The sequence below is a fragment of the Sodalis sp. C49 genome (assembly GCF_046352915.1).
Classification (GTDB): Bacteria; Pseudomonadota; Gammaproteobacteria; order Enterobacterales; family Enterobacteriaceae; genus Acerihabitans.
This window is the reverse complement of sequence record NZ_CP163303.1, coordinates 2,059,603-2,084,412: the sequence shown is the minus strand read 5'-3', so window position 1 is coordinate 2,084,412 and position 24,810 is coordinate 2,059,603. Positions and strand designations below refer to the sequence as shown.

25 protein-coding genes are annotated in these 24,810 nt (G+C 59.3%); 11 read left to right on the top strand and 14 right to left on the bottom strand.

The annotated features are described in order from the left end of the window. Positions 1-69: 69 nt before the first annotated feature. The 7 genes from gpmA to modE form a co-directional block, all read right to left on the bottom strand. Positions 70-822 carry a 2,3-diphosphoglycerate-dependent phosphoglycerate mutase gene (gene gpmA, locus ABUK12_RS09400; protein WP_410016028.1) on the bottom strand — a complete coding sequence of 251 codons (753 nt, stop codon included), beginning with the start codon at positions 820-822 and terminating at the stop codon, positions 70-72. 121 nt (positions 823-943) lie between these two features. Continuing rightward, positions 944-1,990 carry a galactose-1-epimerase gene (gene galM, locus ABUK12_RS09395; RefSeq protein WP_410016027.1) on the bottom strand — a complete coding sequence of 349 codons (1,047 nt, stop codon included), beginning with the start codon at positions 1,988-1,990 and terminating at the stop codon, positions 944-946. Further along, a complete protein-coding gene (galK, locus tag ABUK12_RS09390; RefSeq protein ID WP_410016026.1) occupies positions 1,984-3,132 on the bottom strand; it encodes a galactokinase in 1,149 nt (382 codons plus the stop codon). Before galK ends, galM begins: the two co-directional genes overlap by 7 nt. Then, positions 3,129-4,181 carry a galactose-1-phosphate uridylyltransferase gene (gene galT / locus ABUK12_RS09385; RefSeq protein ID WP_410016025.1) on the bottom strand — a complete coding sequence of 351 codons (1,053 nt, stop codon included), beginning with the start codon at positions 4,179-4,181 and terminating at the stop codon, positions 3,129-3,131. The genes galK and galT overlap by 4 nt, the downstream gene beginning before the upstream one ends. 15 nt (positions 4,182-4,196) lie before the next feature. Beyond that, on the bottom strand, positions 4,197-5,213 hold the full coding sequence (galE, locus tag ABUK12_RS09380) for a UDP-glucose 4-epimerase GalE (RefSeq protein ID WP_410016024.1): 1,017 nt from the start codon (positions 5,211-5,213) through the stop codon (positions 4,197-4,199). 266 nt (positions 5,214-5,479) lie between these two features. Then, positions 5,480-6,952 carry a molybdate ABC transporter ATP-binding protein ModF gene (modF, locus tag ABUK12_RS09375; RefSeq protein WP_410016023.1) on the bottom strand — a complete coding sequence of 491 codons (1,473 nt, stop codon included), beginning with the start codon at positions 6,950-6,952 and terminating at the stop codon, positions 5,480-5,482. Positions 6,953-7,028: 76 nt separating this feature from the next. Then, positions 7,029-7,820 (bottom strand): molybdenum-dependent transcriptional regulator, encoded by a 792-nt coding sequence (gene modE, locus ABUK12_RS09370; RefSeq protein ID WP_410016022.1) that lies wholly within the window; start codon positions 7,818-7,820, stop codon positions 7,029-7,031. Positions 7,821-8,041: 221 nt separating this feature from the next. On the opposite strand from modE, the gene ABUK12_RS09365 reads away from it, so the two are divergent. Further along, positions 8,042-8,221: an AcrZ family multidrug efflux pump-associated protein gene (locus ABUK12_RS09365; protein ID WP_410016021.1), complete on the top strand. Its 180-nt coding sequence runs from the start codon at positions 8,042-8,044 to the stop codon at positions 8,219-8,221. Positions 8,222-8,252: 31 nt separating this feature from the next. Here ABUK12_RS09365 and ABUK12_RS09360 read toward each other — a convergent pair whose 3' ends face one another. Next, complete coding sequence (locus ABUK12_RS09360) at positions 8,253-8,603, bottom strand: hypothetical protein (protein WP_410016020.1); 351 nt, start codon at positions 8,601-8,603, stop codon at positions 8,253-8,255. 301 nt (positions 8,604-8,904) lie between these two features. Here ABUK12_RS09360 and ABUK12_RS09355 point away from each other — a divergent pair, with 301 nt between their 5' ends. The 5 genes from ABUK12_RS09355 to modC all read left to right on the top strand — a co-directional run bounded on the left by ABUK12_RS09355 (position 8,905) and on the right by modC (position 13,287). After that, positions 8,905-9,246 carry a hypothetical protein gene (locus tag ABUK12_RS09355; RefSeq protein WP_410016019.1) on the top strand — a complete coding sequence of 114 codons (342 nt, stop codon included), beginning with the start codon at positions 8,905-8,907 and terminating at the stop codon, positions 9,244-9,246. Between the two features lie 241 nt (positions 9,247-9,487). Then, entirely contained in the window at positions 9,488-10,597 is a 1,110-nt protein-coding gene (gene ddlA, locus ABUK12_RS09350) for a D-alanine--D-alanine ligase (RefSeq protein ID WP_410016018.1), read from the top strand. A gap of 148 nt (positions 10,598-10,745) precedes the next feature. Next, positions 10,746-11,540, top strand: coding sequence for a molybdate ABC transporter substrate-binding protein (gene modA / locus ABUK12_RS09345; protein WP_410016017.1), 795 nt, complete (start codon positions 10,746-10,748; stop codon positions 11,538-11,540). Next, positions 11,540-12,229, top strand: a complete 690-nt coding sequence (modB, locus tag ABUK12_RS09340; RefSeq protein WP_410016016.1) for a molybdate ABC transporter permease subunit — start codon at positions 11,540-11,542, stop codon at positions 12,227-12,229. The genes modA and modB overlap by 1 nt, the downstream gene beginning before the upstream one ends. Next, positions 12,229-13,287 (top strand): molybdenum ABC transporter ATP-binding protein ModC, encoded by a 1,059-nt coding sequence (gene modC, locus ABUK12_RS09335; RefSeq protein ID WP_410016015.1) that lies wholly within the window; start codon positions 12,229-12,231, stop codon positions 13,285-13,287. The genes modB and modC overlap by 1 nt, the downstream gene beginning before the upstream one ends. A 96-nt stretch (positions 13,288-13,383) precedes the next feature. Here the strand turns inward: modC and ABUK12_RS09330 are convergent, their stop codons facing one another. Beyond that, positions 13,384-14,205, bottom strand: a complete 822-nt coding sequence (locus ABUK12_RS09330) for a pyridoxal phosphatase (protein ID WP_410016014.1) — start codon at positions 14,203-14,205, stop codon at positions 13,384-13,386. 177 nt (positions 14,206-14,382) lie between these two features. Between ABUK12_RS09330 and pgl the strand changes: the two genes are divergently transcribed. After that, a complete protein-coding gene (pgl, locus tag ABUK12_RS09325; RefSeq protein ID WP_410016013.1) occupies positions 14,383-15,378 on the top strand; it encodes a 6-phosphogluconolactonase in 996 nt (331 codons plus the stop codon). 301 nt (positions 15,379-15,679) lie between these two features. On the opposite strand, the gene ABUK12_RS09320 is transcribed toward pgl, so the two are convergent. The 4 genes from ABUK12_RS09320 to bioA all read right to left on the bottom strand — a co-directional run bounded on the left by ABUK12_RS09320 (position 15,680) and on the right by bioA (position 19,343). After that, positions 15,680-16,162: a kinase inhibitor gene (locus ABUK12_RS09320; RefSeq protein ID WP_410016012.1), complete on the bottom strand. Its 483-nt coding sequence runs from the start codon at positions 16,160-16,162 to the stop codon at positions 15,680-15,682. Positions 16,163-16,174: 12 nt separating this feature from the next. Then, positions 16,175-16,855, bottom strand: coding sequence for a type 1 glutamine amidotransferase domain-containing protein (locus tag ABUK12_RS09315; protein WP_410016011.1), 681 nt, complete (start codon positions 16,853-16,855; stop codon positions 16,175-16,177). A gap of 55 nt (positions 16,856-16,910) precedes the next feature. After that, positions 16,911-17,954, bottom strand: coding sequence for an NADP-dependent oxidoreductase (locus ABUK12_RS09310; RefSeq protein WP_410016010.1), 1,044 nt, complete (start codon positions 17,952-17,954; stop codon positions 16,911-16,913). Between the two features lie 102 nt (positions 17,955-18,056). Beyond that, positions 18,057-19,343, bottom strand: coding sequence for an adenosylmethionine--8-amino-7-oxononanoate transaminase (bioA, locus tag ABUK12_RS09305; RefSeq protein ID WP_410016009.1), 1,287 nt, complete (start codon positions 19,341-19,343; stop codon positions 18,057-18,059). A 103-nt stretch (positions 19,344-19,446) separates the two neighbouring features. Between bioA and bioB the strand changes: the two genes are divergently transcribed. The 4 genes from bioB to bioD are packed head-to-tail and all read left to right on the top strand — an operon-like array spanning position 19,447 to position 23,123. Then, positions 19,447-20,484 (top strand): biotin synthase BioB, encoded by a 1,038-nt coding sequence (gene bioB / locus ABUK12_RS09300; RefSeq protein WP_410016008.1) that lies wholly within the window; start codon positions 19,447-19,449, stop codon positions 20,482-20,484. Next, entirely contained in the window at positions 20,484-21,641 is a 1,158-nt protein-coding gene (bioF, locus tag ABUK12_RS09295) for an 8-amino-7-oxononanoate synthase (protein WP_410016007.1), read from the top strand. Before bioB ends, bioF begins: the two co-directional genes overlap by 1 nt. Then, positions 21,622-22,380, top strand: a complete 759-nt coding sequence (gene bioC / locus ABUK12_RS09290; RefSeq protein ID WP_410016006.1) for a malonyl-ACP O-methyltransferase BioC — start codon at positions 21,622-21,624, stop codon at positions 22,378-22,380. The genes bioF and bioC overlap by 20 nt, the downstream gene beginning before the upstream one ends. A 5-nt stretch (positions 22,381-22,385) precedes the next feature. Further along, the gene (gene bioD, locus ABUK12_RS09285) at positions 22,386-23,123 is read left to right on the top strand and encodes a dethiobiotin synthase (RefSeq protein ID WP_410016005.1); all 738 of its coding nucleotides are present in this window, start codon (positions 22,386-22,388) and stop codon (positions 23,121-23,123) included. A gap of 114 nt (positions 23,124-23,237) precedes the next feature. Here the strand turns inward: bioD and ABUK12_RS09280 are convergent, their stop codons facing one another. Then, entirely contained in the window at positions 23,238-23,948 is a 711-nt protein-coding gene (locus ABUK12_RS09280; protein ID WP_410016004.1) for an ATP-binding cassette domain-containing protein, read from the bottom strand. Positions 23,949-24,810 lie beyond the last annotated feature (862 nt).

Sequence of the window (24,810 nt, the reverse complement as noted above, 5' to 3'; positions counted from 1 at the left end):
TTATCCGGCAAATAACGCGGATTTGCGGCGTTTATTCTCCCGGCGCGGGCGCCGGGGGGATTTACAGGGTTATTTCGCTTTACCCTGGTTGGCTACCGCGGCGGCCTTGGCGGCGATTTCCGCAGCGTTGCCCAGATAGTAATGCTTCACCGGTTTCATGTTTTCGTCGAATTCATACACCAGCGGTACGCCGGTCGGGATATTCAGCTCAAGAATCTCTTCTTCGCTCATATTATCCAGAAATTTCACCAAGGCGCGGATTGAGTTGCCGTGCGCGGCGATAATAACGCGCTCGCCTTTTTTCATGCGCGGTAAAATTGTATCGTTCCAGTAGGGGGTGACGCGCTCAATGGTCAGCGCCAGGCTTTCAGTGGTCGGCAGCTCTTCCGCGGTCAGTTTTGCGTAGCGGGGATCGTGGCCGGGGAAACGTTCGTCATCGCGGCTCAATTCCGGCGGTGTGACGGCAAAACCACGACGCCATTGCTTTACCTGTTCGTCGCCGTATTTTTCAGCGGTTTCCGATTTATTCAGACCCTGCAACGCGCCGTAATGGCGTTCATTCAGGCGCCAGGATTTTTCCACCGGCAGCCAGGCCTGATCCAGTTCGTCCAGAATGTTCCACAGAGTATGGATGGCGCGCTTTAAGACGGAAGTATAAGCAAAATCGAAGATAAAACCTTCTTCCTTCAGCTGCTTACCCGCTTGTTTCGCTTCAGTACGGCCTTTGTCGGACAGATCGACGTCCGTCCAGCCGGTGAAACGATTTTCATTGTTCCACTGGCTTTCACCGTGTCGTACCAGAACCAGTTTCGTTACAGCCATCGCTTGACTCCTTAAAGTCTAAAGATTTTTATGAATACTATTAGCATTATATTGCCTGGCCGGGTGGGGCGGCAACCGCATAAGGTCAAACATAGCGAAATAAATGGTTCAGCGATAGCAGTCAGAGCGCGACAAACTGATAACGGGTTGATGAATGATAAGTTTCACCGGGTTTTAGCCAACAATCCGGCTGTGGCCATTCCGGATGGTTAGGGCTGTCCGGCAGGAATTCGCTTTCCAGCGCCACGCCGCTGTAGTTCTGATAATCGCCGCCCTGGCGCGCCGGCGTGCCGGCCAGGAAATTGCCGGTATAAAGCTGTAGCGCCGGCGCGGTGGTATACACTTTCAGCAAGACCTGATTATCCGCCGACCACAACTGGGCGGCCGGCGTCTCGCCGTCAGTGCAGGCGGGGTAGAGCAGATAGGCGTGATCATAGCCTTTCATGCGCTGCTGATCGCGATCGCGCAGGAAATCCCTGGCGATGGTCTTGGGCTGGCGAAAATCCATGCCGGTATTTTCCACATCGGTTAACGGCGCGCAGGGAATGCCTTCGCTGTCCACCGGCAGGTATTGCGTGGCGTAAATCTGCAGTTTTTGCTGGCGCACATCGCTATTGGCGCCGTCCAGATGGAAATAAGCATGGTTGGTCAGGTTTACCGGGCACGCTTTATCCACCGTCGCCCGATAGTCAATGGCCACCTGGCCGTCGTCGTTAACGGTATAGCGCACTTCGGCGACCAGATTACCCGGAAACCCCTGATCGCCGTCGGCGGATTGCAGCCGGAACAGCACTGAGGTCTGGGTATGTTCGACGCATAACCAGCGGCGGGCGTGGAATCCCTGCGGACCGCCGTGCAGCTGATGGGCGCCCTGATTGGCGCTGAGCGGCCAGGTGCCGCCGCTACGGGTCAGGGTGGCATTGGCGATACGGTTGGCATAGCGGCCGACGGTGGCACCCAGGTAGGCCGTCTGGCGGGTATATTCCTCCGGCGACGGACAGCCCAGGAGCACCTCGCGCTTATTGCCGGATTTCAGCGGCAGCTGGCACGAAAGCCAGGTGGCGCCCCAATCCATCAGCGTAATCTGCATCCCCTGTTCGGTTCCCAGGGTGACGCATTGGAATGGCTGGCCGTCAGGGGCGATACCTGATTCATACTCTTTTAGCATATGGCTGTTCCTTCACTCGCGTGACATACATAAAACGCCTCTTTCAGGCCGGTTTTTTGCTGATACTGGCTGGCGACCGCCTGGCGCACCGCGTCCACGCGGTCCGTCGGCATCAGCGCCACCACGCATCCGCCAAAACCACCGCCGGTCATACGCACGCCGCCCCGATCGCCGATTTCCCGCTTCACGATGTCCACCAGGGTATCGATGGGCGGCACGGTAATCTCAAAGTCGTCGCGCATTGAGGCATGGGACTGCGCCATCAGGGTGCCCATCAGGGTCAAATCCCCCGCGGCCAGGGCATCCGCCGCCGCCAGCGTGCGCGCGTTTTCCGTCAGGACATGGCGCACGCGCTTAGCGACAACCGGATCCAATTCATGCTCAACGGCGGCGAACTGGCTTAATTCCACATCGCGCAGCTTATCGGCGGTAAAAAAACGCGCGCCGGTTTCGCATTGTTCGCGGCGGGCATTGTATTCACTGTCCACCAGACCGCGTTTGACGTTGGAATTGATAATCACCACCGCCACGTTATCCGGCATCGGCACCGCGCGCGTGCCCAGAGTGCGGCAATCGATCAGCAGCGCGTGGTTATCCTTGCCCAGCGCGGAGATCAGCTGATCCATAATGCCGCAGTTACAGCCGACAAACTGGTTCTCCGCTTCCTGGCCGTTCAGCGCCAGGGCGACGTTATCCAGCGCCAGGTGATAAAGCGTTTGTATCGCCTTGCCCACCGCCACTTCCAGCGAGGCCGACGAGCTTAAGCCCGCGCCCTGCGGGACGTTGCCGCTCAGCACCAGATCGGCGCCGCCGAAGTGCGGGTCGCGTTGCTGTAAATGTTTGATCACGCCGCGCACATAATTGGACCATTGCTGGGTCGGATGAGACAAAATTGGCTCATCCAGGGAAAAAATGTCTTGCTCGCCGTCACAATCCACGGCAATAACCCGGATTTGACGATCATCACGTTTTGCCGCGCTGACAACCGTGGCGTAGTCAATGGCGCACGGCAGTACAAAACCGTCATTATAGTCGGTGTGTTCGCCAATCAGATTAACGCGCCCGGGAGCCTGTACCGTGAGGGTGGCGTCATAGCCGTAGGTCTGGCGGAAAACAGCTTCGGTGGTGTTTTTTAAGGTCATTGTGCTACTCCGGATTCCCGAAAATGAATATCGCTGACCGCGCGCAGGCGATCGCTGGCTTGTTCAGCGGTCAGGTCACGCTGGGTTTCCGCCAGCATTTCATAACCAACCATAAATTTCCGCACCGTTGCCGAACGTAACAGCGGCGGATAAAAGTGTGCGTGCAGCTGCCAGTGGCTATTGTCCTGCTCAAGATAGGGCGCGCCGTGCCAGCCCATCGAATAAGGAAAGGAGCAGTTGAACAAATTATCGTAACGGCTGGTCAGCTTTTTAATGGCCACGGCCAGATCGGCGCTTTGCGCGGGGTCCAGGTCGTCCAGACGCAACACATGGGCCTTGGGCAGCAGCAGGGTTTCAAACGGCCAGGCCGCCCAGTAGGGCACCACCGCCAGCCAGTGTTCGGTTTCCACCACCGTGCGCGCGCCGTCCGCCAGTTCCAGCTTCAGGTAATCCATCAGCAGCGGGGAATGCTGCTGCAAGAAGTAGTCGCGCTGCAGCCGGTCTTCGCGCTCGGCCTCGTTGGGCAAAAAGCTGTTGGCCCAGATCTGGCCGTGCGGATGGGGGTTGGAACATCCCATGGCCGCGCCTTTATTTTCAAATACCTGCACCCAGGGATAGCGCTGTCCCAGATCGGCGCTTTGTTCCTGCCAGGTCTTGATCACGGCTTCCAGCGCCGGCAAAGATAACTCCGGCAGGGTTTTGCTGTGATCGGGGGAAAAACAGATAACGCGACTGGTGCCGCGCGCGCTTTCACAGCGCATCAGGGGATTATCGCCGGCCGGGGCGTCCGGGGTATCCGTCATCAGCGCGGCAAAATCATTGGTAAATACGTAGGTGGTGGTGTAGTCGGGGTTTTTATCGCCCGATACGCGGGTATTGCCCGGACAGAGAAAACAGTCGGGGTCGTGCCGGGGCAACGTTTGCACCGACGGCGTTTCCTGCTGGCCCTGCCACGGGCGCTTGGCGCGGTGCGGCGAGACCAGAACCCATTGTCCGCTGAGCGGATTGTACCGCCGATGGGGATGATCGACGGGGTTAAAATGTTGCATACTTTCTCCTGAAACTCAATCCGGATAACCGTTCGGGTGGCGCGACTGCCAGCGCCAGGTATCGGCGGCCATCTCTTCCAGCGAGCGGCTGACCCGCCAGTGCAAATCACGCGCGGCTTTATCCGGCGCGGCCCAATAGGCGGCCAGATCGCCTTCGCGGCGCGGCGCGAAATGATATGGCACCGGTTTGCCGCAGGCGTTGCTAAAGGCTTTCACCACGTCCAGCACGCTGTACCCGACGCCGGCGCCAAGATTATAAATATGGGTGCCGGGTTTATTCCGCAGCGCCTTCAGCGCCGCGACATGGCCGTCCGCCAGATCCATGACATGAATATAGTCGCGTACGCCGGTGCCGTCATGGGTGGGGAAATCATTACCGAAGATGGCCAGTGATGGACGGCGCCCCACCGCAACCTGGGCGATAAACGGCATCAGGTTGTTGGGAATGCCCTGCGGGTCTTCGCCCATATCGCCGGAGGGATGGGCGCCGGCCGGATTGAAATAGCGTAATAATGTCATGCTCCACTCCGGCTGCGCGCGCTGCGCGTCCGCCAGGATCTGCTCGACCATCAGCTTGCTGCGGCCATAGGGGCTGGAAGGCTGGCCGGTGGGAAGGCTTTCGTCATAGGGGACCACGGGCTGATCGCCGTATACGGTGGCCGAAGAGCTGAAGATCAGGTTCCTGACGCCCGCCTCGCGCATGGCGGCCACCAGCGTCAGGGTGCCGCAGACATTGTTATCATAGTAGTCGATGGGTTTTTGCACCGATTCGCCCACCGCTTTCAAACCGGCGAAATGAATCACGGCATCGATGGCATGCTCGGCAAAAATACGTGCCAATAACGCCTTATCTCGGACATCACCGTGGTAAAACGCGGGTGTTATCTTGCCGAGGCGCGCCATTGTTTCAAGCACGCTGCGTTTGCTATTGCTCAGGTTATCCAAAATGACCGGGCTGAAACCGGCAGCGCTCAACTGCAGGCAGGTATGACTACCAATGTAACCGCTACCACCCGTGACTAATATAGACATTTATGACTCCTGTAACCTTTCATCGCGGTAAATTAGCATGGCTAAAACCGAAAAAAGGTGATCGTACCGATAAAAAATGAAATCGATTACACTCAATATTAGCGCATTTTCGCGCGCCATGCCTCAGGCAAAATCAGAGGTTGGCCAGGATAATCACGAAGGAATGAGGAAGGCCGGCCGGAAAAGGGGAGAGCGTTCCCACCGGCCTATCATCCGCATCGCCGCCAGGCAGGGCGGCGATGCGGGGTTAACGTCGCGCCGGAGCGCTAACGGCGCAGGTCATCGATCTGATAGCGATAGGCATCATCCTGGGGGACGAACGTCAGCCGGTGCGTAATACAGTGCGGGGCATCTTCCGCGTGATGGGAAACAAACAGCAGCTGCGTTTCGCCTTCGCCGATCAGCACGTCGATCCAACGGCGCACCAGTTGCCGGTTAAGGGGGTCCAGCCCTTGCAGCGGCTCGTCAAGAATCAGCAGGGCGGGGTGCTTGACCAGGGCGCGGGCGATAAGCGTCAGGCGCTGCTGTCCCCAGGATAAGCCGTGAAACGGCGCATCCGCCGTCGCCTCCAGCCCCAGCAGTCGCAGCCATTGGCCGGTCAGCTGCTGCTGGCGGTCGGACACCGCCTGGTAGACGCCGATGGAATCAAAAAAGCCGGATAAAATCACGCTGCGCGCGCTGGCGCTGACCCGGTAATCCAGATGCAGGCTGCTGCTGACATAGCCGATATGCCGTTTAATATCCCAAATCGTTTCGCCGCTGCCGCGGCGGCGGCCGAACAGCGTCAGGTCATTGCTGTAACCCTGGGGATGATCGCCGGTTACCAGGCTGAGCAGGGTTGATTTGCCGGCGCCGTTCGGCCCGACAATTTGCCAGTGCTGGCCGGGCAATACCTCCCAGTCAAGATGATGCAGGATCGGCCGATCCTGGTAGGAGACCACGCCGTTGCGCAGGGTGATCAGCGGCCGGTCGGCGGGCAGGGCGACGTTTAGCCTGGGCGCTTCGGTTTCCGGCAGGCGCATGCCGGAAAGGGATTCCGCGTGCGCCAGCTGCGCCACCAGCGCCTCGGCCAAAAGCGTGGCGCGATCGCCGGTACAGGTTAAGGCGCAATCCACCAGGATGCCGACGTTATCGATATAGTCGGGGATATCGTCAAACCGGTTAAGCACCAGCACCAGGGTCATGGACCTGTCCGCCAGGACGCGCAGCATATCGCCGAGCTGCGCCCGGGAGGCGACATCCAATCCGTCGAAGGGCTCATCCAGGATCAACAGGTCCGGCCGGGCCATCAGCGCCTGGCACAGCAGGGTTTTACGCGTTTCACCCGTCGACAGGTATTTAAAGCGGCGCGATAGCAAATGCGTTATGCCAAACCGCCCGGCCAGTTCATGGCATAACGCCGCGTCACTGATATCCTGCTGAATGATTTCTGCGGTGGTACGCCCGGTGTCCTCCTCGCCATCGCTCAGCAGATCGGTATTGTTGCGTTGCCATTCCTGCTCGACCAGTTTTTGCAACTGCTCCAGTGAAAGCCGGGAGATGCGTTGATAATCGCTTTGCCTCAGGCCGGACAACACCGCCAAATCACCGGCCAGGGCGCGGGCCAGGGCGGACTTGCCGCTGCCGTTGGCGCCGACAAAGGCCCAGCGCTCTGCGCTGCGCAGCGTCAATTCTCCGATAGTTAACCGGCGTGTATCGCTAAGACGAAACGACCCTTGCGAAATATGCAATGACGACATTGATTGTTCCTTTTTATGCAACTTATGTCGTCAGCATCTTTTTTTTACCGCCTAAAGTCAATGCGCGGGCGCGCTTTCAGCACAGCGTGGCGATGATGACCTGGTCGGCGTTAAAATATGCTGTGATTGGCAGTCCCGCCGACAAATGTTGTTCGGCCGCCGCATTTTTTGGCAAGGTGGCGCAGACGATTTCCCCGCCGGCAAGCTTCAGCAGCGCCTCGTCGTTCTCCTCGCCTTCTTCCAGATGGGCCAGGGTGCCGTGCAGGACATTATCGGCGCCGGGGACGGCGACATGGCCCGCGCGCACCGACACCCAGGGCGCTTTGATAAGCAGCAGCACTTCCTTCCCCGGCGCCAGCTGCAACCGGTCGGCGCTTTGCTGCGTCAGGGCCACCGCCAGCCGTGTGCGCCCATCCGCCAGCAGGATATCGACGTGTTGCTGCACCTGCTGATGGCTGCGCGTGAGCACGGTGCCGAAAAATTGGTTGCGGGCGCTGGTCTGCAGCGAAAAGCGCGAAATGGCCGCCAACAGGCTATCAAGCGGTAACGGGTCGTCCTGCAGCACGTCAAAGGCCTTTTGCTGGATTTGCCCCAACAGGTCGTAAAGCTGCAGCAGCCGCTCCGCATACCGCGTCAGGGTGGCGCCGCCGCCGCCTTTGCCGCCGGTGGCGCGTTCCACCAGGGTCTGCTCCGCCAGTTCGTTCATGGCGCTGATGGCGTCCCAGGCGCTTTTATAGCTGATGCCCGCCAGTTTTGCGCCCTGGCTGATGGAGCCGGTGTGTTTGATCTGCTTGAGCAGGGCGATGCGCCGCGGATCGGCAAAAAGGCGTTGCTGGAGTTTCAGGGTTAAAAGAATTTCGGCCTGCATGCCTGTGCGCCTTGTATGAGATTAAACGTTGCGCTGGGTGACGCGCGTTGATGGCTACGAATTGTCGCCGATCTTACGCCGGCGGGCAAATGACCTGTCGCCGCGCGTGCGCTTTCTGCGGGGTATAACATAAAAAGCCTAAGTTGCCGCGCCATAAACTGGTATAAAGGGGGATAAGCATAGCAACATCGCCGGCGGCAGCGGCATGATACGAGGTGAAGATGTTAGAATTACTGGAAAGTTTGCTAATGGTAGTGCTGATGGTGCCCATCGTGATGGTGATCATTCTTGGATCAATCTATGGCCTGGGCGAGCTGTTTAACATTATCTCGAAAATCGGCCAGCCTAAACAGAAGCGTGATCCCCATGCCGATGATAAGCGCGGTGCCGATGCGCATTAATGGTGACGGGCCTGTGCCGCTTTGGTGGTAATCATTCGCGCGGTGAGCCTGTTTTGCCAATAAAGCCCCGTTTCGGGGCTTTTTCATGCCGGTTTATCAATAAAGTTATTATCGGTAACCCGAAAGCATCTACGTATCTGTTGTTCTTTATGTATTGTGCGGGATTGCCTGGAAGAGAGTTAAGGATATTTTCTTTTAGGTGTATGCCGCCGGTGGCGCCTGTATCAATAAGTAAGTGATGGATGACTTCACCGTTTATATTTAATGTAGTTAATGGCTCACAAATATTACTGAATATGATATTGCTTTTTACAGCATAACACGCAGGCGCAGTTAACATTATTACCATGAGTAAGGATGATCTTAAAGCGGTATTCATCATTTTCTATTCCTAAATGCGTTGCCAGTACTTCAATACTAATGCCCATTTCATTCAGTGTTCGTCGGGACCATGCGCCATTTTTTCTATGCTTTAGTCTAGGCGCTCGGTAGATTTTCTTTTTCGTTAAACATTCATTTAAGATTCAGTGATAGTATCATTTTTGAACGAAGCATGATTTTAGCGTATGCAATAGCGACGTTAACGAAACAGAAATAAAAGATTATTAATCATTAATTGACCAGTTTTGTTAATTGTATGGTGTGAAATTCTTTGATTATCAATATATCTAGGAAACATAATAATGGTTAGCCAGCATTCTTTCGAGGAAATAAAGAACGCGATTTTTTCAATTTCCGGACATATGGGAATCGATCAGACTGAGCTGCTTAATGCCCGGGACGATCAAAATGCCGATGAGATCTTTAATGGACGCCTGACGCGCCTTCTCGCCAGCTATGCCGATGCCAGGCTCGCCGCGCGGCGCAATGATCGCGCGATGCTCAAAACATCGCTATTGCAGGCCAAGCTGCGCACTATGTCGTTAACCACCTTCTTTACCGCCCTGGAAGACGACTGCATCACCCTGTTGTCCTTATGCGATGCCGCCGTCATGACCGCCGGTCAGGATGCCGACGCGGTATAAGGTTACAACCGCCATAAACGCGGCGAAATAAGTTGTTTCCGGCGAGAAATAACACGGTGAGATTCATATTGAACAGACCGGCCATCAGCCATTGACAATGCGGGGTTCCCGCCTAATTCGCGTCGAAAATGGTATCGCGGCACCTGTTTACCCTTCAAGTCCATCCCAGGCTTTACTTGCACACTTTCGGCTAATACTCTGTTGGCGTTGAAGTGATGTTTTAACGATCAAAGAGGATGTGATGGAACAAGCGGAAAAGGGCAAACAACGGCTGGCGGTGCTATTCGGCGGGCAATCCACCGAACACGAAGTCTCGTTACGGTCGTCCATTAACGTGATTAATGCGGTCGACAGGCACAAATTTGATCTGACATTAATCGGTGTCGATAAGCGTGGCCGGTGGACCCTGTGCAATGAAGCCGATTACCTGCTTTATCCCGACGACCCGGCGCGGATAAAACTGGCTCCCTCGGCCCGTTATCTGGCGGTGGTGCCGGGGCAAAACGCCGCGCAGCTGATTGATATCACCAGCGGCGAAGCGCTGCCCGCCATTGATGTGGCTTTTTCCGTGCTGCACGGCGGCGCCGGCGAGGATGGATCCATCCAGGGATTGCTGCGGGTTCTGGGCGTGCCCTTTGTCGGGCCGGATGTTCTGGGTTCCGCGGTCTGCATGGATAAAGACATGACCAAACGCGTGCTGCGCGACGCGGGCCTGCCGGTGACCCCGTCGGTCACGCTCCACCGCACCGATTCCGCCACGGCGGACTTTGATGCTATTGTGGGACAGCTGGGGCTGCCGCTGTTTATCAAGCCGGCCAGCCAGGGATCCTCGGTTGGCGTCAGCAAGGTCGTGGATGCCGCCGGATTCCGGCAAGCGCTGATTATGGCCTTTGCCTTTGATCACAAGGTCCTGGTTGAAACGGCTATCGATGGGCGTGAAATCGAGACGGCGGTATTGGGCAACGACACCCCCGCCGTCAGCGTCTGCGGCGAGATTGTCGCCAATGACGAATTTTATGCCTACGATACTAAATACCTCAAGGGCGGACAGGCGGAACTGGAGATACCGGCGCAGCTGGATAGCGCCGTTAGCGATGAAATACGCCTGATCGCCCAGGCCGCCTTCCGGGTGCTGGGCTGCGCGGTCATGGCGCGGGTGGATTTTTTCCTGACGCGGGAGCAGGAGATCATCATCAATGAAGTGAATACCATCCCCGGTTTTACCTCCATCAGCATGTATCCAAAATTATGGGAAGCCAGCGGGCTGGGTTATCCGCAACTGGTGGATAAACTGATTAACCTGGCGCTGGATCGCGCCCGGGACGCGGCCGCTATCAAAACCGACCGATAGTCACTTCTTCCCGCGGTGTTCCGGGCCAGGGCACCGCGGCGCGTTTTTTTTCGCCTGCCGTAACCTTTCATTAATCCCTACAATAACTAATGACAAAAGTGATCGTGCGTTATATTATTTTTTGCATAACGATCATTCAAGGTGAGCTATGACTACTTTACGTTCTAAATGGATTGCCGGTGCGGCATTTACCGCGGCGCTGAGTGTGCAGTTGCTGGGCTTTCAGGCGCTGGCCGCGCCGGCGGCGGATAAAGTCACGGTATTTGCCGCCGCGTCGCTGACCAATGCCTTGCAGGATATCGCCAAAAATTATCAACGGGATCATAAAGTCGAGATCGTTTCGTCTTTTGCCTCTTCCTCTACGCTGGCGCGCCAGATAGAGCAGGGCGCGCCGGCCAACATGTTTATCTCCGCCGACCAGCAGTGGATGGACTACGCGCAGAATAAACAACAGATTGTCACCGATACTCGCTATACCCTGCTGGGTAACGAACTGGTGCTGGTGGCGCCGACATCAAGCGCCCTCAAGCCGTTCACCATCGATAAAAAGACCGACTGGACATCGTTGCTGAAGGGACAGAAACTGGCGGTTGGCGATCCGGATCATGTGCCGGCGGGCATTTATGCCAAGGAAGCCTTGCAGAACCTGGGCGCCTGGGATCAGCTGTCGCCGGTGATGGCCCGCGCCAGCGACGTACGCGGCGCATTAGCGCTGGTTGAACGTGGGGAAGCGCCGTTGGGTATCGTCTATGGCTCGGATGCGCTTTCCAGTAAAGGGGTTAAAGTCGTGGCCACGTTCCCGAAAGACAGCCATAAACCGGTGGAATATCCCATGGCGCTGATCAAGGATAACGCCACGCCGGCGGCCAAGGCCTTTTATGACTACCTGAAAACCCCGGCGGCATCGGCGGTGTTTAAACAGAACGGCTTTACCCCGAGATAATGCCGCTGACCGAGTACGAGTGGCAGGCGGTTGCCTTAAGTCTGCAAGTATCGCTCCTGGCGGTTGCCTGCAGCTTGCCTTTTGGCATTCTGATGGCGTGGATACTGGTGCGCTGGCGCTTTCCCGGCAAGGCGTTGCTGGACGGTATTATCCATTTGCCGTTGGTGCTGCCGCCGGTGGTGATCGGTTATCTGCTGCTTATCGCGCTCGGGCGCCGGGGTTTTATCGGCGCATGGCTGTATCAGCTTACGGGTTTCAGTTTTAGTTTCAGCTGGCGCGGCGCGGCCCTGGCCTCGGCGGTGGTGGCGTTCCCTTTGATGGTGCGTGCCATCCGCATGTCGCTCGAGGCCATCGATCTGCGGCTGGAGCAGGCGGCCCGTACCTTGGGCGCCGGCCCTTGGCGGGTGTTTTTCACTATTACGCTGCCGCTATCCTTTCCCGGTATCGTTGTAGGGACGGTACTGGCTTTTGCCCGATCGCTCGGCGAGTTTGGTGCCACCATCACCTTTGTTTCCAATATCCCCGGGGAAACCCGCACCATTCCACTGGCCATGTATACGCTCATTGAAACGCCCGGCGCGGAAGCGGCGGCGGGACGTCTGTGCGTATTGGCCATTATTCTCTCGCTGGTGTCGCTGCTTGTCGCCGATTGGCTGGCCAAATGGGGCCGCAGACGGCTGGGGGGCTGATGCTCGAGATCGATATTAGCCAACGGCTCGGCGAGGCTACCCTCGCGGTCAAGGCCGACGTACCCGCCAGCGGCATTACCGCTGTGTTTGGCGTTTCTGGCGCCGGCAAGACCTCGCTGATCAATGCCGTGGCGGGCCTGACGCGCCCGCAGCGCGGGCATATCATCCTTAACGGACGCACCCTGTTTTCCTCCGAACGGCGCATTGCCCTGCCGCCGGAGAAGCGGCGGATCGGCTATGTTTTCCAGGACGGCCGGCTATTTCCACACTATCGGGTGCGCGGCAATTTGTTTTACGGCATGGCGGCTTCGATGCGCCCGGAGTTCGACGCCATTATTTCATTGCTGGGCATCGGTCATCTGCTGGGACGTTTTCCCCTCACGCTTTCCGGCGGCGAAAAACAGCGGGTCGCCATCGGCCGCGCGCTGCTGAGCGCGCCGGAAATACTGTTGATGGATGAGCCGCTGGCGTCGCTGGATTTGCCGCGTAAGCGCGAGCTGTTGCCTTACCTGGAGCGTTTGGCCGTCAAGGTGAAAATCCCGATCCTGTATGTGACCCACAGCATGGAGGAAATTTTGCAATTGGCGGAACGCGTGCTGATCCTGGATAACGGCCAGTTGAAAGCCTTCGGCAGCCTGGAGACTGTATGGGCCAGCAGCGCGCTGCGGCCCTGGCTGCCGCGCGAAGAGCAAAGCAGCGTGCTGGAGGTCAGGGTGGATGAGCAGCATCCGGACTACGCCATGACCGCCCTGTCGCTCGGCCGGGAGCGGCTGTGGGTGGGTAGGGTGGCGTTGCCGCCAGGCAGCGCGCTGCGCATTCGTGTCGCCGCCACCGATATTTCCCTGGTGATGGCGCCGCCCGCGCGCAGCAGTATCCGCAACATCCTGCCCGCCACCGTGCGCGAATGCCTGACGGTGGGAGACCAAATTGAGGTACGCCTGGAAATCGACGGCCATACGCTTTGGGCGCGGATCAGTCCCTGGGCCAGGGACGAACTGGCGCTGGCCCCGGGCATGGCGCTTTATGCGCAGATCAAAAGCGTATCGATCAACGCGTAAATACGGCCGCGCCCGTTTCCTGCCCGGCCCATGGCCCCCGGACGGGAATGACCCGGCGTCGCGTGATTACGCTGTCCGGTTTAACCGTCCGCTGCGTTAACCCAGTACCCGCTGGTAGATGAAATCGGCGATGGCCGTGGATTCATTATCGCCGATAGTGACGTCTGCCCGCGCCTTGATGGCGTCATCGCTGTTGCCCATCGCCACGCCCAGGCCCGCGGCTTCCAACATGCTCAGATCGTTATAATTGTCGCCAAACGCAATGACCTGATCCATGCTCCATCCTTGGGATTCCACCCACTGCTGCAACAGCTTGCCTTTGCTATTGCCCGTTTGGGCGATATCCACCTGATCGTGCCAGGACCATTCGCAGGCCAGCCCCATTTCCTGCTCCACCACCCCGGCGAAGGCGCGAAGCTTTACCGTATCCGGATAGGAGGTGGCGAATTTCCAGATGGCGTTTGCCTCTTCAGCCGCCGCGAACAGGCTGTCCACCTGCAGCAGGTTCGGCCGTTGCGCCTCCGGCAGGGTAGCGGCCCAGGCCTGCGAACGGATCACGTGATCGCTGGGTTGTTCGTAGATCATCGCGTCATCCACGTAAATCAAGCCATGGATATCATATTGCTTCAGCAGTTCCAGCACCCGCCGGGCCTGAGCTTTCTCAAGGGGGTTGGCGGTGATGACTTTTTTTTGCTGGTAATCATAGAGATAGGTGCCGTTACAGCATATGGCGGGAGTGCTAATCTTCAGCGCCTGGTAGAAAGGATGGATTGCCACGTGATGGCGGCCGGTCACCACCACCACCTCCATCCCCGCCGCACGGGCATCATTCAGGGCCTTAAGCGATTGCGGCAGAATTCTTTTTTGTCGATCCAACAAGGTACCGTCAAGATCCAGGGCTATTATGCGATAGGTCATAGTTTTCTCATTATGCGGATAAGTAAAGTCATGCCAGATGGTACACCGTAAGCCAGGTGACGAAAACCGTGAAAAATGTCGGTGGATAACAAACAACAACAGTGAGATGCTAACCGGAGAGCCCATTATTCACCTATTATCAATGCTCAAGGCGCTAATGCAAATAAAGGAGAACCCATGAAGCAGATCGTCTATGTTGCCAGTCCCGAAAGTCAGCAGCTGCATGTCTGGCAAATGGATCAGGAGGGCCAGTTGAGCCTGCTGCAGGTGGTTGACACCCCGGGGCAGGGACAGCCGATGGCGATAAACCCGGCTAAAACCCATCTCTACCTCGGCGTGCGTCCTGATTTTGGTGTCGTCAGTTACCACATCGATGAACAAGGCCTGTTGACCGAGGCCGCTATGGCGCCGCTGCCCGGCAGCCCCACCCATCTGAGCACCGATCGCCAGGGGCGTTTTCTGTTCTGCGCCTCCTACAGCAAAAGCTGCGTCAGCGTCAGCCCCATCGATGAAAACGGCATCGCCGGCGCGCCGCTGCAGGTATTGGACGACCTGGTTAATTGCCATTCCGCCAATGTCGATCCGACCAACCGGATTTTATGGGTGCCTTGCCTGAAGGAAGATCGCATCCGCCTGTTTGATATCGCGGCCTCGGGCCAGCTGCAGCCGCGCCGGCCCGAGGCGGTGAACACGGTCAGCGGCGCCGGACCGCGCCACATGGTGTTCCATCCCCACCGCCCCTATGCCTACTGCCTCAATGAGCTGAACAGCTCGGTCAACGTCTATGCCCTGGATGATGCGGGAAACACGCCGCGTATTATCCAGACGCTGGATCTGATGCCGCCGGGATTCGCCGATACCCGCTGGGCGGCGGATATCCATATCACCCCGGACGGACGTTACCTGTTTGGCTGCGATCGCACCGCCAGCGTCATCACCCGTTTTGCGGTATCGGAAGACGGCAGCACCCTGGATGTGCTGGGCTACCAGCCCACCGAAACCCAGCCGCGCGGCTTTAATATCGATGCCGCAGGCCGCTTCCTGGTCGCCGCTGGGCAGAAATCGGGGCATATCGGAGTCTATCGCATCGAAGGCGATACCGGCGGGTTAACGCCGCTGGCGCGTTACCCGGTGGGGCAGGGACCGATGTGGGTGTCGATCCTCGAACGCTAATCCCAGCGTGTTGAAGACAGCGTGCCCCATGGCGCGGCAGGCCCGTTAACACCGTACCTAAGGCCGACGTGTTCAAGGGAGAGCGCGCCAATGGGGTGGAATCGGGCGTGGTTTTTCGCCCGACCGAGGCCCCATGGCGCGGCAGGCCCGTTAACACCGCACCTAAGGCCGACGTGTTCAAGGGAGAGCGCGCCAATGGGGTTGAATCGGGCGTGGTTTTTCGCCCGACCGAGGCCCCATGGCGCGGCAGGCCCGCCAGCCCTGAACCCAAAGCAGGCCTGTTCAAGGGAGCACGCGCCCGCTAATTATATGTGACGGTCAGCGACGCCTTGCCCAATGAATGGAAATGCACGTTAAACCCCACCACTGCGCCGCTGGCGTGCTCATCCACCTCAATGCTCTCAACGTCCAGCGCGTGTACGCTAAACTGATAACGATGGGTATCGCCCTGCGGCGGCGCCGCGCCGCCATAACCCGCTTTACCGAAATCGGTACGACACTGTACCGCCCCGGCCGGCAGGTTCACCAGCCCGGACCCGGCCCCCTGCGGCAGCGCCCGGGTATCGGCCGGCAGATTGGCCACCAGCCAATGCCACCAGCCGGAGCCGGTAGGCGCATCGGGATCGTAAACGGTAATCACAAAACTCTTGGTTCCCTCGGGCGCGCCGTCCCAGGCCAGATGAGGCGAGATATTCTCGCCGCTATAGCCCATGCCGTTAAACACATGGCGCTCAGGCATCTTTTCGCCATCCCGCAGATCGTTACTGCGTAACGTAAAAGCCATATCCGCTCCTTATCAGCAATTTAGCAATTTTAATACATTCTGCGCAGTGGCCGCCGACGAGCCGGGATTCTGGCCGGTGACCAGATGGCCGTCTATAACCGACAATGACTGCCAATCGTCGACCTTCTGGTAATCGCCGCCCAGCCGTTTAAGCTCATCCTCCACCAGGAACGGCACCACCTTGGTTAACTGCACCGCTTCTTCCTCGCTATTGCTAAAACCGGTTACCCGTTTCCCCGCCACCAGTGGGGTGCCGTCCGGCTTTTTAACATGGCGCAAGACGCCGGGCGCATGGCAGACAGCGCCTACCGGTTTACCGGCGGCAAAGGTATTTTCAATCAGGGCAATCGAATGCCGATCTTCCGCCAGATCCCACAGCGGGCCATGGCCGCCGGGATAAAATACCGCGTCAAAATCCGCCGCGTCCAACGTATCGAGTTTCACCGTATTCGCCAAGGCCTGCTGGGCCGCGCGATCGGTACGGAAACGCTCGGTATCCTGGGTCTGGGCGTCGGCGTCGTCACTTTTGGGATCAAGCGGCGGCTGTCCGCCCTTGGGCGAGGCCAGGGTAATCTCGATACCTGCGTCGTGGAAAATATAATACGGTGCCACCAGCTCTTCGAGCCAGAAACCGGTGGGCTTGCCGGTATCGCCCAATTTATCGTGCGAAGTCAGGACTATTGCAACTTTCATCGATTATCTCCGTCGTTGGGTCATCGTAATAAGAAGGGGCGTTCAAGTAAAAACGCTATGGCCGATCGCTACCCACCCGCACCACCAGCTTGCCGAAGTTCTTGCCCTCCAACAAGCCGATAAAGGCCTGCGGCGCTTGCTCCAGCCCATCGACGATGTCCTCGCGCATCCGCACCTTGCCTTCGCTCACCCAAGGCCCCATCGCCTGGATAAATTCGTCGTAACGGTGGCCGTAGTCCAGGGTAATGATATACCCCTGCATCCGTATGCGTTTGCGCAACAGCAGCGCCTGTAAATAGGGCAGGCGATCCTTGCCGTCGGGCAAGTTTTGCATATTGTAGTTGGCAATCAGCCCGCACAATGGGATACGGGCGGAGGTATTGAGCAGTGGCAGCACCGCATCGAACACCGCGCCGCCGACGTTCTCGAAATAAATATCGATGCCGTCCGGGCAGGCCCGCGCCAGCTGGCCGGCGAAATCCGCGTCGCGGCGATCGAGGCAGACGTCAAATCCCAGCGTCTCCACCGCGTAGCGGCATTTATCCTTGCCGCCGGCGATACCCACCGTGCGGCAGCCCTTCAGCCGCGCCACCTGGCCGACCACCGAGCCTACCGCGCCGCTGGCGGCGGCCACCACCAGTGTTTCGCCGGCTTTAGGCTGGCCGATATCCATCAGGCCCATATAGGCGGTAAAACCGGGCATACCCAGCACGCCCAGCGCCCATGAGGGATGCTCCAGAAGATCGCCCTGAAGCTTTTTTACGTCGCTGCCGTCGGTCAGGGCATAATCCTGCCAGCCGCTGTAGCTCAGCACCCACTCACCGGGCACAAAATCAGGATGGTTGCTGGCCTCGACGCGCGCCACCGTACCGGCGCCCATCACCGCGTCCAGCGCCACCGGCGCCGAGTAGGATTCGGCGTCGTTCATCCGCCCGCGCATATAGGGATCGAGCGACAAATAAACGGTGCGCAGCAGCACCTGACCCGCGCCCGGCTGCGGTACCGCGGCGGTTTCCAGACGGAAATTATCCGGCACCGGCGCGCCCGCCGGACGGGAGGCCAGGACAATGCGCCGGTTGATGTGTTTATTCTGGTTCATCTGATTTCCCTGTTTTCTTGTTTAAAGACATCAGGCCAAGTGTTGATCATAGTGCATGGTCCCTTAGCCTGCTCAGCCGGCCGCCCTTATCATCAGGGGCACTCAGGCGGAAAAATGGGCCGGTTCGTCCAGCGACGCGGCAAGCGCGCTTATCAGCTGGGACAGCTGTCGTTCTGGCATAATATAGGGCGGCATCAGATAAATTAAGCGGCCAAACGGGCGGATCCACACGCCGCGGTCGACAAAAAAGCGCTGCAGCGCCGCCATATTAACCGGCGAACACGTTTCAACCACGCCGATGGCGCCCAGCACCCGCGCATCGATCACCTGCGGATGGTCACGCAACGGCAGCAGCCCCGCCTGCAGTTGCCGTTCAATCGCCGCCACCTGCGCCGGCCAATCGCCTTGTTCCAGCAGCGCCAGGCTGGCGTTGGCGGCGGCGCAGGCCAGCGGATTGGCCATAAAAGTCGGGCCATGCATAAAACAGCCCGCCTCGCCGTTGCTGATGGTATCGGCTACCGCGCGGGTGGCCAGGGTGGCGGACAGGGTCAGGTAACCGCCGGTCAACGCTTTGCCCAGGCACATGATATCCGGCGCGACGCCGGCATGCTCACAGGCGAACAGCTTGCCGGTGCGGCCGAAACCGGTGGCAATCTCATCGGCGATCAGCAGCGTATCGTAGCGATCGCACAGTTCACGCACCCGCCGCAGGTAGGTGGGATGATAAAATCGCATGCCCCCGGCGCCCTGCACTATGGGTTCCAGGATCACCGCCGCCGGCCGTTCCCCGCCGGCCAGCAGGGCGGCAAGCTCATCGGCATCCTCTTCCCGCCACGCTTCGCCAAAACGGCACTGCGGCGCCGCGACAAAAGAATGTTGCGGCAGGTAACCCTGGTATAGCCGGTGCATGGACGTCTGCGGATCGCACACCGACATGGCGCCGAAGGTATCGCCATGATAGCCCCGGCGCAGGGTCACCAGGTGTTTGCGGCGCTCGCCCCGCGCCTGCCAGTATTGCAGCGCCATCTTAATCGCCACCTCCACCGCCACCGAGCCGGAATCCGCCAGGAATACACATTCCAGAGGCGCGGGCGTCATGGCGACCAGGCGACGGCAAAGCGCCACGGCCTGCGGGTGGGTAACGCCGCCGAACATCACGTGGGACATCTCCTGCAGCTGTGCGGCTACCGCCTGGTTGATGGCCGGATGGTTATAGCCATGGATCGCCGCCCACCAGGAGGACATGCCGTCCACCAGCCGGCGGCCGTCGGCAAGCTCCAGCTCGCAGCCCGCGGCGGCGACGACCGGATACACCGGAAGCGGGTGGGTCATGGAGGTATAGGGATGCCAGATATGGCGTTGGTCGAAAATCAGATCGTCGGCAATCATCAATGAGTTGTAAACCGGAATAGAGAATATTTGGTTGACAGTATAACGGCTTGACTTACACTAGCGAAACTATTTTAAGCCGGTAACGCGAGACGATAACCCCATGCAACATAACCCGCGCTGGACATTGCAGCAGGCCCAGGCTTTGTTTGCCAAACCCTTTATGGATCTTATGTTTGAAGCGCAGACCGTTCACCGCCAGCACTTCGATCCCCATCAAATCCAGGTCAGCACGCTGCTGTCGATCAAAACCGGCGCCTGTCCGGAGGATTGCAAATACTGCCCGCAAAGCGCCCGGTATAATACCGGCCTGGCGGCGGAGCAGCTGATGCAGGTGGAACAGGTGCTGACGTCGGCGCAAAAGGCCAAGGCCGCCGGCTCCACCCGGTTTTGCATGGGCGCGGCCTGGAAAAACCCCCGCGATCGCGATATGCCCTATCTGGAGCAAATGGTGCAGGGCGTCAAGGCCATGGGCATGGAAACCTGCATGACCCTGGGCATGCTCAGCGAAACGCAGGCGCAACGGCTGGCGGCCGCCGGCCTGGATTTCTACAATCATAACCTGGATACGTCGCCGGAATTCTACGGTTCGATCATCACCACCCGTACCTACCAGGATCGCTTGGATACCCTGGATAAAGTGCGCGGCGCGGGCATCAAGGTCTGCTCGGGCGGCATCGTCGGCCTGGGTGAAACCATCGCCGATCGCGCCGGCCTGCTGGTGCAGCTGGCCAACCTGCCGGAGCCGCCGGAAAGCGTGCCGATCAATATGCTGGTTAAGGTCAAGGGAACGCCGCTGGCGGAAAATGATGAAGTCGACGCGTTCGATTTTATCCGTACCATCGCGGTGGCGCGGATCATGATGCCCCGCTCCCATGTACGCCTGTCCGCCGGGCGCGAGCAGATGAGCGAGCAGACCCAGGCGCTGTGCTTTATGGCGGGCGCCAATTCCATTTTTTACGGCTGCAAGCTGCTGACCACGCCCAATCCCGGGGAGGATCAGGATCTGGCGCTGTTTCGCAAACTCGGCCTTAATCCGCAGCACCACCACACCGACGCGGGAGATAACCGGCGCCAGCAGCAGCTGGCAGCACAGCTGCTGGCGGCCGATACGCCGCAATTTTACAACGCGGCGCGCTGATGGACTGGGCTGACAAAATCGATCGGGGCCTGCGCGAGCGGCAACAGGCCGATGCCTACCGCAAGCGCCGGGCCGTCGCCGACGGCAATCACCGGCTGCTGGAATACCAGGGGCGCCGCTATCTGAATTTTTCCAGCAACGACTACCTGGGCCTGGCCCGCGATGCGCGCCTGGTCGCCGCCTGGCGCCACGGCGCGGCGCGCCACGGCGTAGGCAGCGGCGGCTCCGGCCATGTCACCGGCCACAGCGCGTGCCACGAGGCGCTGGAGCAACGGCTGGCCGCCTGGCTGGGCTACGAGCGCGCGCTGTTGTTTACCTCCGGCTATGCCGCCAACCAAGGGGCGATCTGCGCGCTGGCGGGCAAGGACGATCAGATCCTGGCGGATAAACTCAGCCATGCCTCCCTGCTGGAAGCCGCGTCGCATGCGCCGGCACAGCTGCGCCGTTTCCAGCATAATGACGCCGGTTCCCTGGCGCGGCTGGCGCAAACCTCGTGCCCGGGCGTGCGGCTGGCCGTCACCGAGGGCGTATTCAGCATGGACGGCGACGGCGCGCCGCTGGCCGCCTTGCACCAGGTTATGGGCGACACCGGCGGCTGGCTGCTGGTTGACGATGCCCATGGCTTCGGCGTCCTCGGCGAGCAGGGCAGGGGCAGCGCCTGGGCGCAGGGGTGCCATCCGGAACTGCTGGTGGTGACCTTCGGTAAAGCCGCCGGCGTGGGCGGCGCGGCGATATTATGCGCGCAGCCGGTGGCGGAATATCTGCTGCAGTTTGCCCGCCATCTTATCTACAGCACCGCCTTGCCCCCGGCCCAGGTGTGCGCTATCGACGCGTCCCTGGACGCCATCATCGCCGGTGATGCGCTTCGCGCCCGCCTGCAACGCAATATCGACCGGTTCCGCCAGGGCGCCGCCGGGCTGGGTTACCCGCTCGGCCGATCGGACACCGCTATCCAGCCGCTGCTGGTGGGGGATAATCAGTTGGCGCTGCGCCTCAGCGCCAGCCTGCGCGAACAAGGCTGCTGGCTTACCGCCATCCGGCCGCCAACGGTGCCGCCGGGCGGCGCCCGGCTGCGCATCACCCTCACCGCCGCGCATCAGGATGCGGATATCGATAAATTACTGGAGGCCCTGGATCATGCACACCGATGCGCATAAAGCGGGCATCGCCCGCGCCTTTAGCCGCGCAGCGGTGGGGTACGAACGCCATGCCGCCCTGCAGCGGGACAGCGGCGAACGTTTGATGGCGCTGCTGGGCGAACAGCCGGGGCGCCGCCTGCTGGATGCCGGCTGCGGCACCGGCTGGTTCAGCCGCCGCTGGCAGGAGGCCGGCAGCCGGGTGGTGGCGCTGGATCTCTCGCCCGCCATGCTCGCCGAGGCGCGGCGTAACCTATCGGCCGCGGCCTACCTGGCCGGCGATATCGAACGTTTGCCGCTGGCCGACGCCTGTGTGGACATCTGCTTTTCCAACCTGGCGGTACAGTGGTGTGACGACCTGCCCCGGGTACTGGCGGAGTTTTATCGGGTCACCCGCCCTGGCGGCCTGATTGCCCTTTCCACGCTGGCCGAGGGATCGCTTGGGGAATTGCAGCAGGCCTGGTCGCAGGTGGACCAGGCGGTCCATATCAACCGCTTCCTGACGGCCGGGGCGATCGAGCGGGCGTTTTCGCCGTACCGCCACCGGCTGAGCGCGGCGCGCCATACCCTGCATTATCCGCATCTGTCGGCGCTGCTGCACGGCCTGAAAGGCGTGGGCGCAGGTTACCTGCGTGACGGACGCACCCCCGGGCTGACCGGGCGGCAGCGTCTTGTACGTCTGGACGCGGCATGGCAACGGCAATCGGCGGGTTTGCCGCTGAGTTATCAGCTGATCTACGGCCTGATCTATCGGGACTGATTATCATGACGAAACGTTTTTTTATTACCGGCACCGATACCGATATCGGTAAAACCCTGGCTACCTGCGCCTTGCTACAGGCGGCGAAACGGGCCGGATGGCGCGCCGCGGGCTATAAGCCGGTAGCCGCCGGCTGCCGGCAGACCGCCGACGGCGCGCGCAACGACGACGCGCTGGCGTTGCTGGCCGACAGCGGCATCAGCCTGCCCTATGCGCAGGTCAATCCGCTGGCCCTGCTGGCGGCGACCTCGCCCCACCTTGCCTGTAGGGATGAGGGCCGCACCCTTGATCCGGCCGTCATGTCGCAGGGATTGGACCGACTGGTGCGCCAGGCGCAGTGGGTGTTTGTCGAGGGCGCGGGGGGATGGTACACCCCGCTTGGCGACACCCTGACCTTTGACCAATGGGTGGCGGCCGAGCGTCTGCCGGTGATCCTGGTGGTCGGGCTGAAGCTCGGATGCATTAACCATGCGCTGTTGACGGCGCTGGCGATACGCCAGTGCGGACTGCCCCTGGCGGGGTGGATCGCCAACGATCTCTCGCCAGCGCCGCACCGGCGGGCCGACTACCTGGCGACGCTGTGCCAGCGGCTTGATGCGCCGCTGTTGGGTGAAATACCCTGGCTGGCGGATCCGGGCACGGCTGCGCTTGCGGACTATATCGATCTTGGGCCATTGCTGGCGCGGCACGGCGCGCAGGGGGACGTTAGCGGTACGGACGGGAATGGGGAAGGCAGGAGATGACAAGCACCGCCGGGACGTTAATGGCGCTGAATGTCCCGGCCGTGGGAAAAAACCGCATGATAGCTTGCTGTGAAATGAGGCATAAACCGGCGTCTTATATTCGTCATTGATCTTTTATACGGCAAGATAGGTCTGGATAAGGCTTTCATCCAGCTGATCCAGCGTACCCTGTGCGACGTTACATCCGCCTTCCAGTAAACAAAACCGATCGCCGATGGCCGGCGTAAAGGGCAACTGCTGTTCCACCACCAGCAGCGTCAGGCCGAAATCGCGCTGCAGCCGCCGGATATTAACGCCTATCTCCTCCACGACCGACGGCTGGAAACCCCCGGTAGGCTCATCCAGGATCAGCAGTTCCGGTTCCAGCACCAGCGCGCGGGCAATGGCCAGCTGCTGTTGCCCGCTTTCCGTTAAATCCCCGGCGCGCTGATGGCGCATATTGTGCAGTCCCGGAAACAATTCGTACACCATCGGGGGAACCTGGCGGGTTTTATTGCGGCCCGCCAAGAGGGCGACGCGCAGGTTCTCATCCACGCTCAGCTGCGAAAAGACCTGGCGGCCCTGGGGCACATAACCGATCCCCAGCGCCGCGCGCCGCTCCACCGGATGCTGAAGTAAGTTCAGTTCCGCCTCTCCGGCCTGTTGCCAGGTTACGGTGCCGCTTGAGACCGGCAGATGACCCATGATACAGTTGATTAAAGTGGTCTTGCCGACGCCGTTGCGTCCCAAGACATAGGTACAGTGGCCGGCGGGCAGTTCCATGCTGATGTCCCGCAAGATCTGCTTTGACCCAAAAAACTGATTCACCGCGTGCAAACGTAACATAAGAATCCTTCCTCCCTCTTTTCACTGTTATTTCACATTCATGATGGACGGTATCCTGTCGCTTGCGACTCACGGCTATCCGCCAGGCTTTAGCTCTTGCCAAATTTAGCAAGCAACTATCAGGCCAATCTTGGCGCAGCCGCGCACGAGAGGGGGAGGGGGGAGCATCGGGGCGGGGCGAGGGTACGCCGGCACAGCGAATCCGGGTAGGGCCCGTTGCAACCACGGCCTTTTGCCCGCTCACGGTGCCGGGAAAGTTTTCCATGGTGCAATTCAATAATCCGCGGCTAAACAAGCACTATACCGGTGCGTTAGCGGCTATTTTTGGCTAAAGACATTGACGCATTTGCTGGCAGGCATTAGTCCTTTTTGGCATAAGAAAAGTCTTATTGCAGATGAAAAATAGCTAAAAAAAGCCTCATTTGTCATTTGCCTGTCATCAATGTCGGCATTGCGGAACTCACGCCGCCAGCGGGGCGGTAAGACTTATCCACTATTCCTGTGGATAACCGTGTGCATTAGGTTTAGAAAAGCCCGGCTAGACGAGAGCGGGCGCGGCCTCGTGGAGATTTGCCTGTATTCTCCACGTTTTTTTTAAATGTTATAAATACAAACGCTTAATTAAAATCAAGCGAATTTATAGGAGGCGCATCACCGATGTGTCAAATTGCATCATTAGGTGCCTCTTTATTAATTTCATAACGATTTGTAATAAAATCACCCCTGGTACGATCCTGTCGGATCGAACCGTACCGGCCGATGGGTCAATACTCTTGCACCCTTGAGCGGATAGCGTATTATAATACTGGTTTTGTATCCAGTGCTATCGCGCTGGTAAAATCGCCGCTCTGTTTCCATACTC

What these genes read in the sequence shown, in the direction of transcription:
- modF (WP_410016023.1), bottom strand. Translation starts at nt 6,952, where the DNA reads ATGTCGTCATTGCATATTTCGCAAGGGTCGTTTCGTCTTAGCGATACA.
- modA (WP_410016017.1), top strand. Translation starts at nt 10,746, where the DNA reads ATGACTACTTTACGTTCTAAATGGATTGCCGGTGCGGCATTTACCGCG.
- galT (WP_410016025.1), bottom strand. Translation starts at nt 4,181, where the DNA reads ATGCAACATTTTAACCCCGTCGATCATCCCCATCGGCGGTACAATCCG.
- ABUK12_RS09365 (WP_410016021.1), top strand. Translation starts at nt 8,042, where the DNA reads ATGTTAGAATTACTGGAAAGTTTGCTAATGGTAGTGCTGATGGTGCCC.
- modC (WP_410016015.1), top strand. Translation starts at nt 12,229, where the DNA reads ATGCTCGAGATCGATATTAGCCAACGGCTCGGCGAGGCTACCCTCGCG.
- bioF (WP_410016007.1), top strand. Translation starts at nt 20,484, where the DNA reads ATGGACTGGGCTGACAAAATCGATCGGGGCCTGCGCGAGCGGCAACAG.
- ABUK12_RS09310 (WP_410016010.1), bottom strand. Translation starts at nt 17,954, where the DNA reads ATGAACCAGAATAAACACATCAACCGGCGCATTGTCCTGGCCTCCCGT.
- bioC (WP_410016006.1), top strand. Translation starts at nt 21,622, where the DNA reads ATGCACACCGATGCGCATAAAGCGGGCATCGCCCGCGCCTTTAGCCGC.
- galM (WP_410016027.1), bottom strand. Translation starts at nt 1,990, where the DNA reads ATGCTAAAAGAGTATGAATCAGGTATCGCCCCTGACGGCCAGCCATTC.
- ABUK12_RS09355 (WP_410016019.1), top strand. Translation starts at nt 8,905, where the DNA reads ATGGTTAGCCAGCATTCTTTCGAGGAAATAAAGAACGCGATTTTTTCA.
- pgl (WP_410016013.1), top strand. Translation starts at nt 14,383, where the DNA reads ATGAAGCAGATCGTCTATGTTGCCAGTCCCGAAAGTCAGCAGCTGCAT.
- bioA (WP_410016009.1), bottom strand. Translation starts at nt 19,343, where the DNA reads ATGATTGCCGACGATCTGATTTTCGACCAACGCCATATCTGGCATCCC.
- ddlA (WP_410016018.1), top strand. Translation starts at nt 9,488, where the DNA reads ATGGAACAAGCGGAAAAGGGCAAACAACGGCTGGCGGTGCTATTCGGC.
- ABUK12_RS09360 (WP_410016020.1), bottom strand. Translation starts at nt 8,603, where the DNA reads ATGATGAATACCGCTTTAAGATCATCCTTACTCATGGTAATAATGTTA.
- ABUK12_RS09280 (WP_410016004.1), bottom strand. Translation starts at nt 23,948, where the DNA reads ATGTTACGTTTGCACGCGGTGAATCAGTTTTTTGGGTCAAAGCAGATC.
- ABUK12_RS09315 (WP_410016011.1), bottom strand. Translation starts at nt 16,855, where the DNA reads ATGAAAGTTGCAATAGTCCTGACTTCGCACGATAAATTGGGCGATACC.
- ABUK12_RS09320 (WP_410016012.1), bottom strand. Translation starts at nt 16,162, where the DNA reads ATGGCTTTTACGTTACGCAGTAACGATCTGCGGGATGGCGAAAAGATG.
- ABUK12_RS09330 (WP_410016014.1), bottom strand. Translation starts at nt 14,205, where the DNA reads ATGACCTATCGCATAATAGCCCTGGATCTTGACGGTACCTTGTTGGAT.
- modB (WP_410016016.1), top strand. Translation starts at nt 11,540, where the DNA reads ATGCCGCTGACCGAGTACGAGTGGCAGGCGGTTGCCTTAAGTCTGCAA.
- bioD (WP_410016005.1), top strand. Translation starts at nt 22,386, where the DNA reads ATGACGAAACGTTTTTTTATTACCGGCACCGATACCGATATCGGTAAA.
- gpmA (WP_410016028.1), bottom strand. Translation starts at nt 822, where the DNA reads ATGGCTGTAACGAAACTGGTTCTGGTACGACACGGTGAAAGCCAGTGG.
- bioB (WP_410016008.1), top strand. Translation starts at nt 19,447, where the DNA reads ATGCAACATAACCCGCGCTGGACATTGCAGCAGGCCCAGGCTTTGTTT.
- modE (WP_410016022.1), bottom strand. Translation starts at nt 7,820, where the DNA reads ATGCAGGCCGAAATTCTTTTAACCCTGAAACTCCAGCAACGCCTTTTT.
- galE (WP_410016024.1), bottom strand. Translation starts at nt 5,213, where the DNA reads ATGTCTATATTAGTCACGGGTGGTAGCGGTTACATTGGTAGTCATACC.
- galK (WP_410016026.1), bottom strand. Translation starts at nt 3,132, where the DNA reads ATGACCTTAAAAAACACCACCGAAGCTGTTTTCCGCCAGACCTACGGC.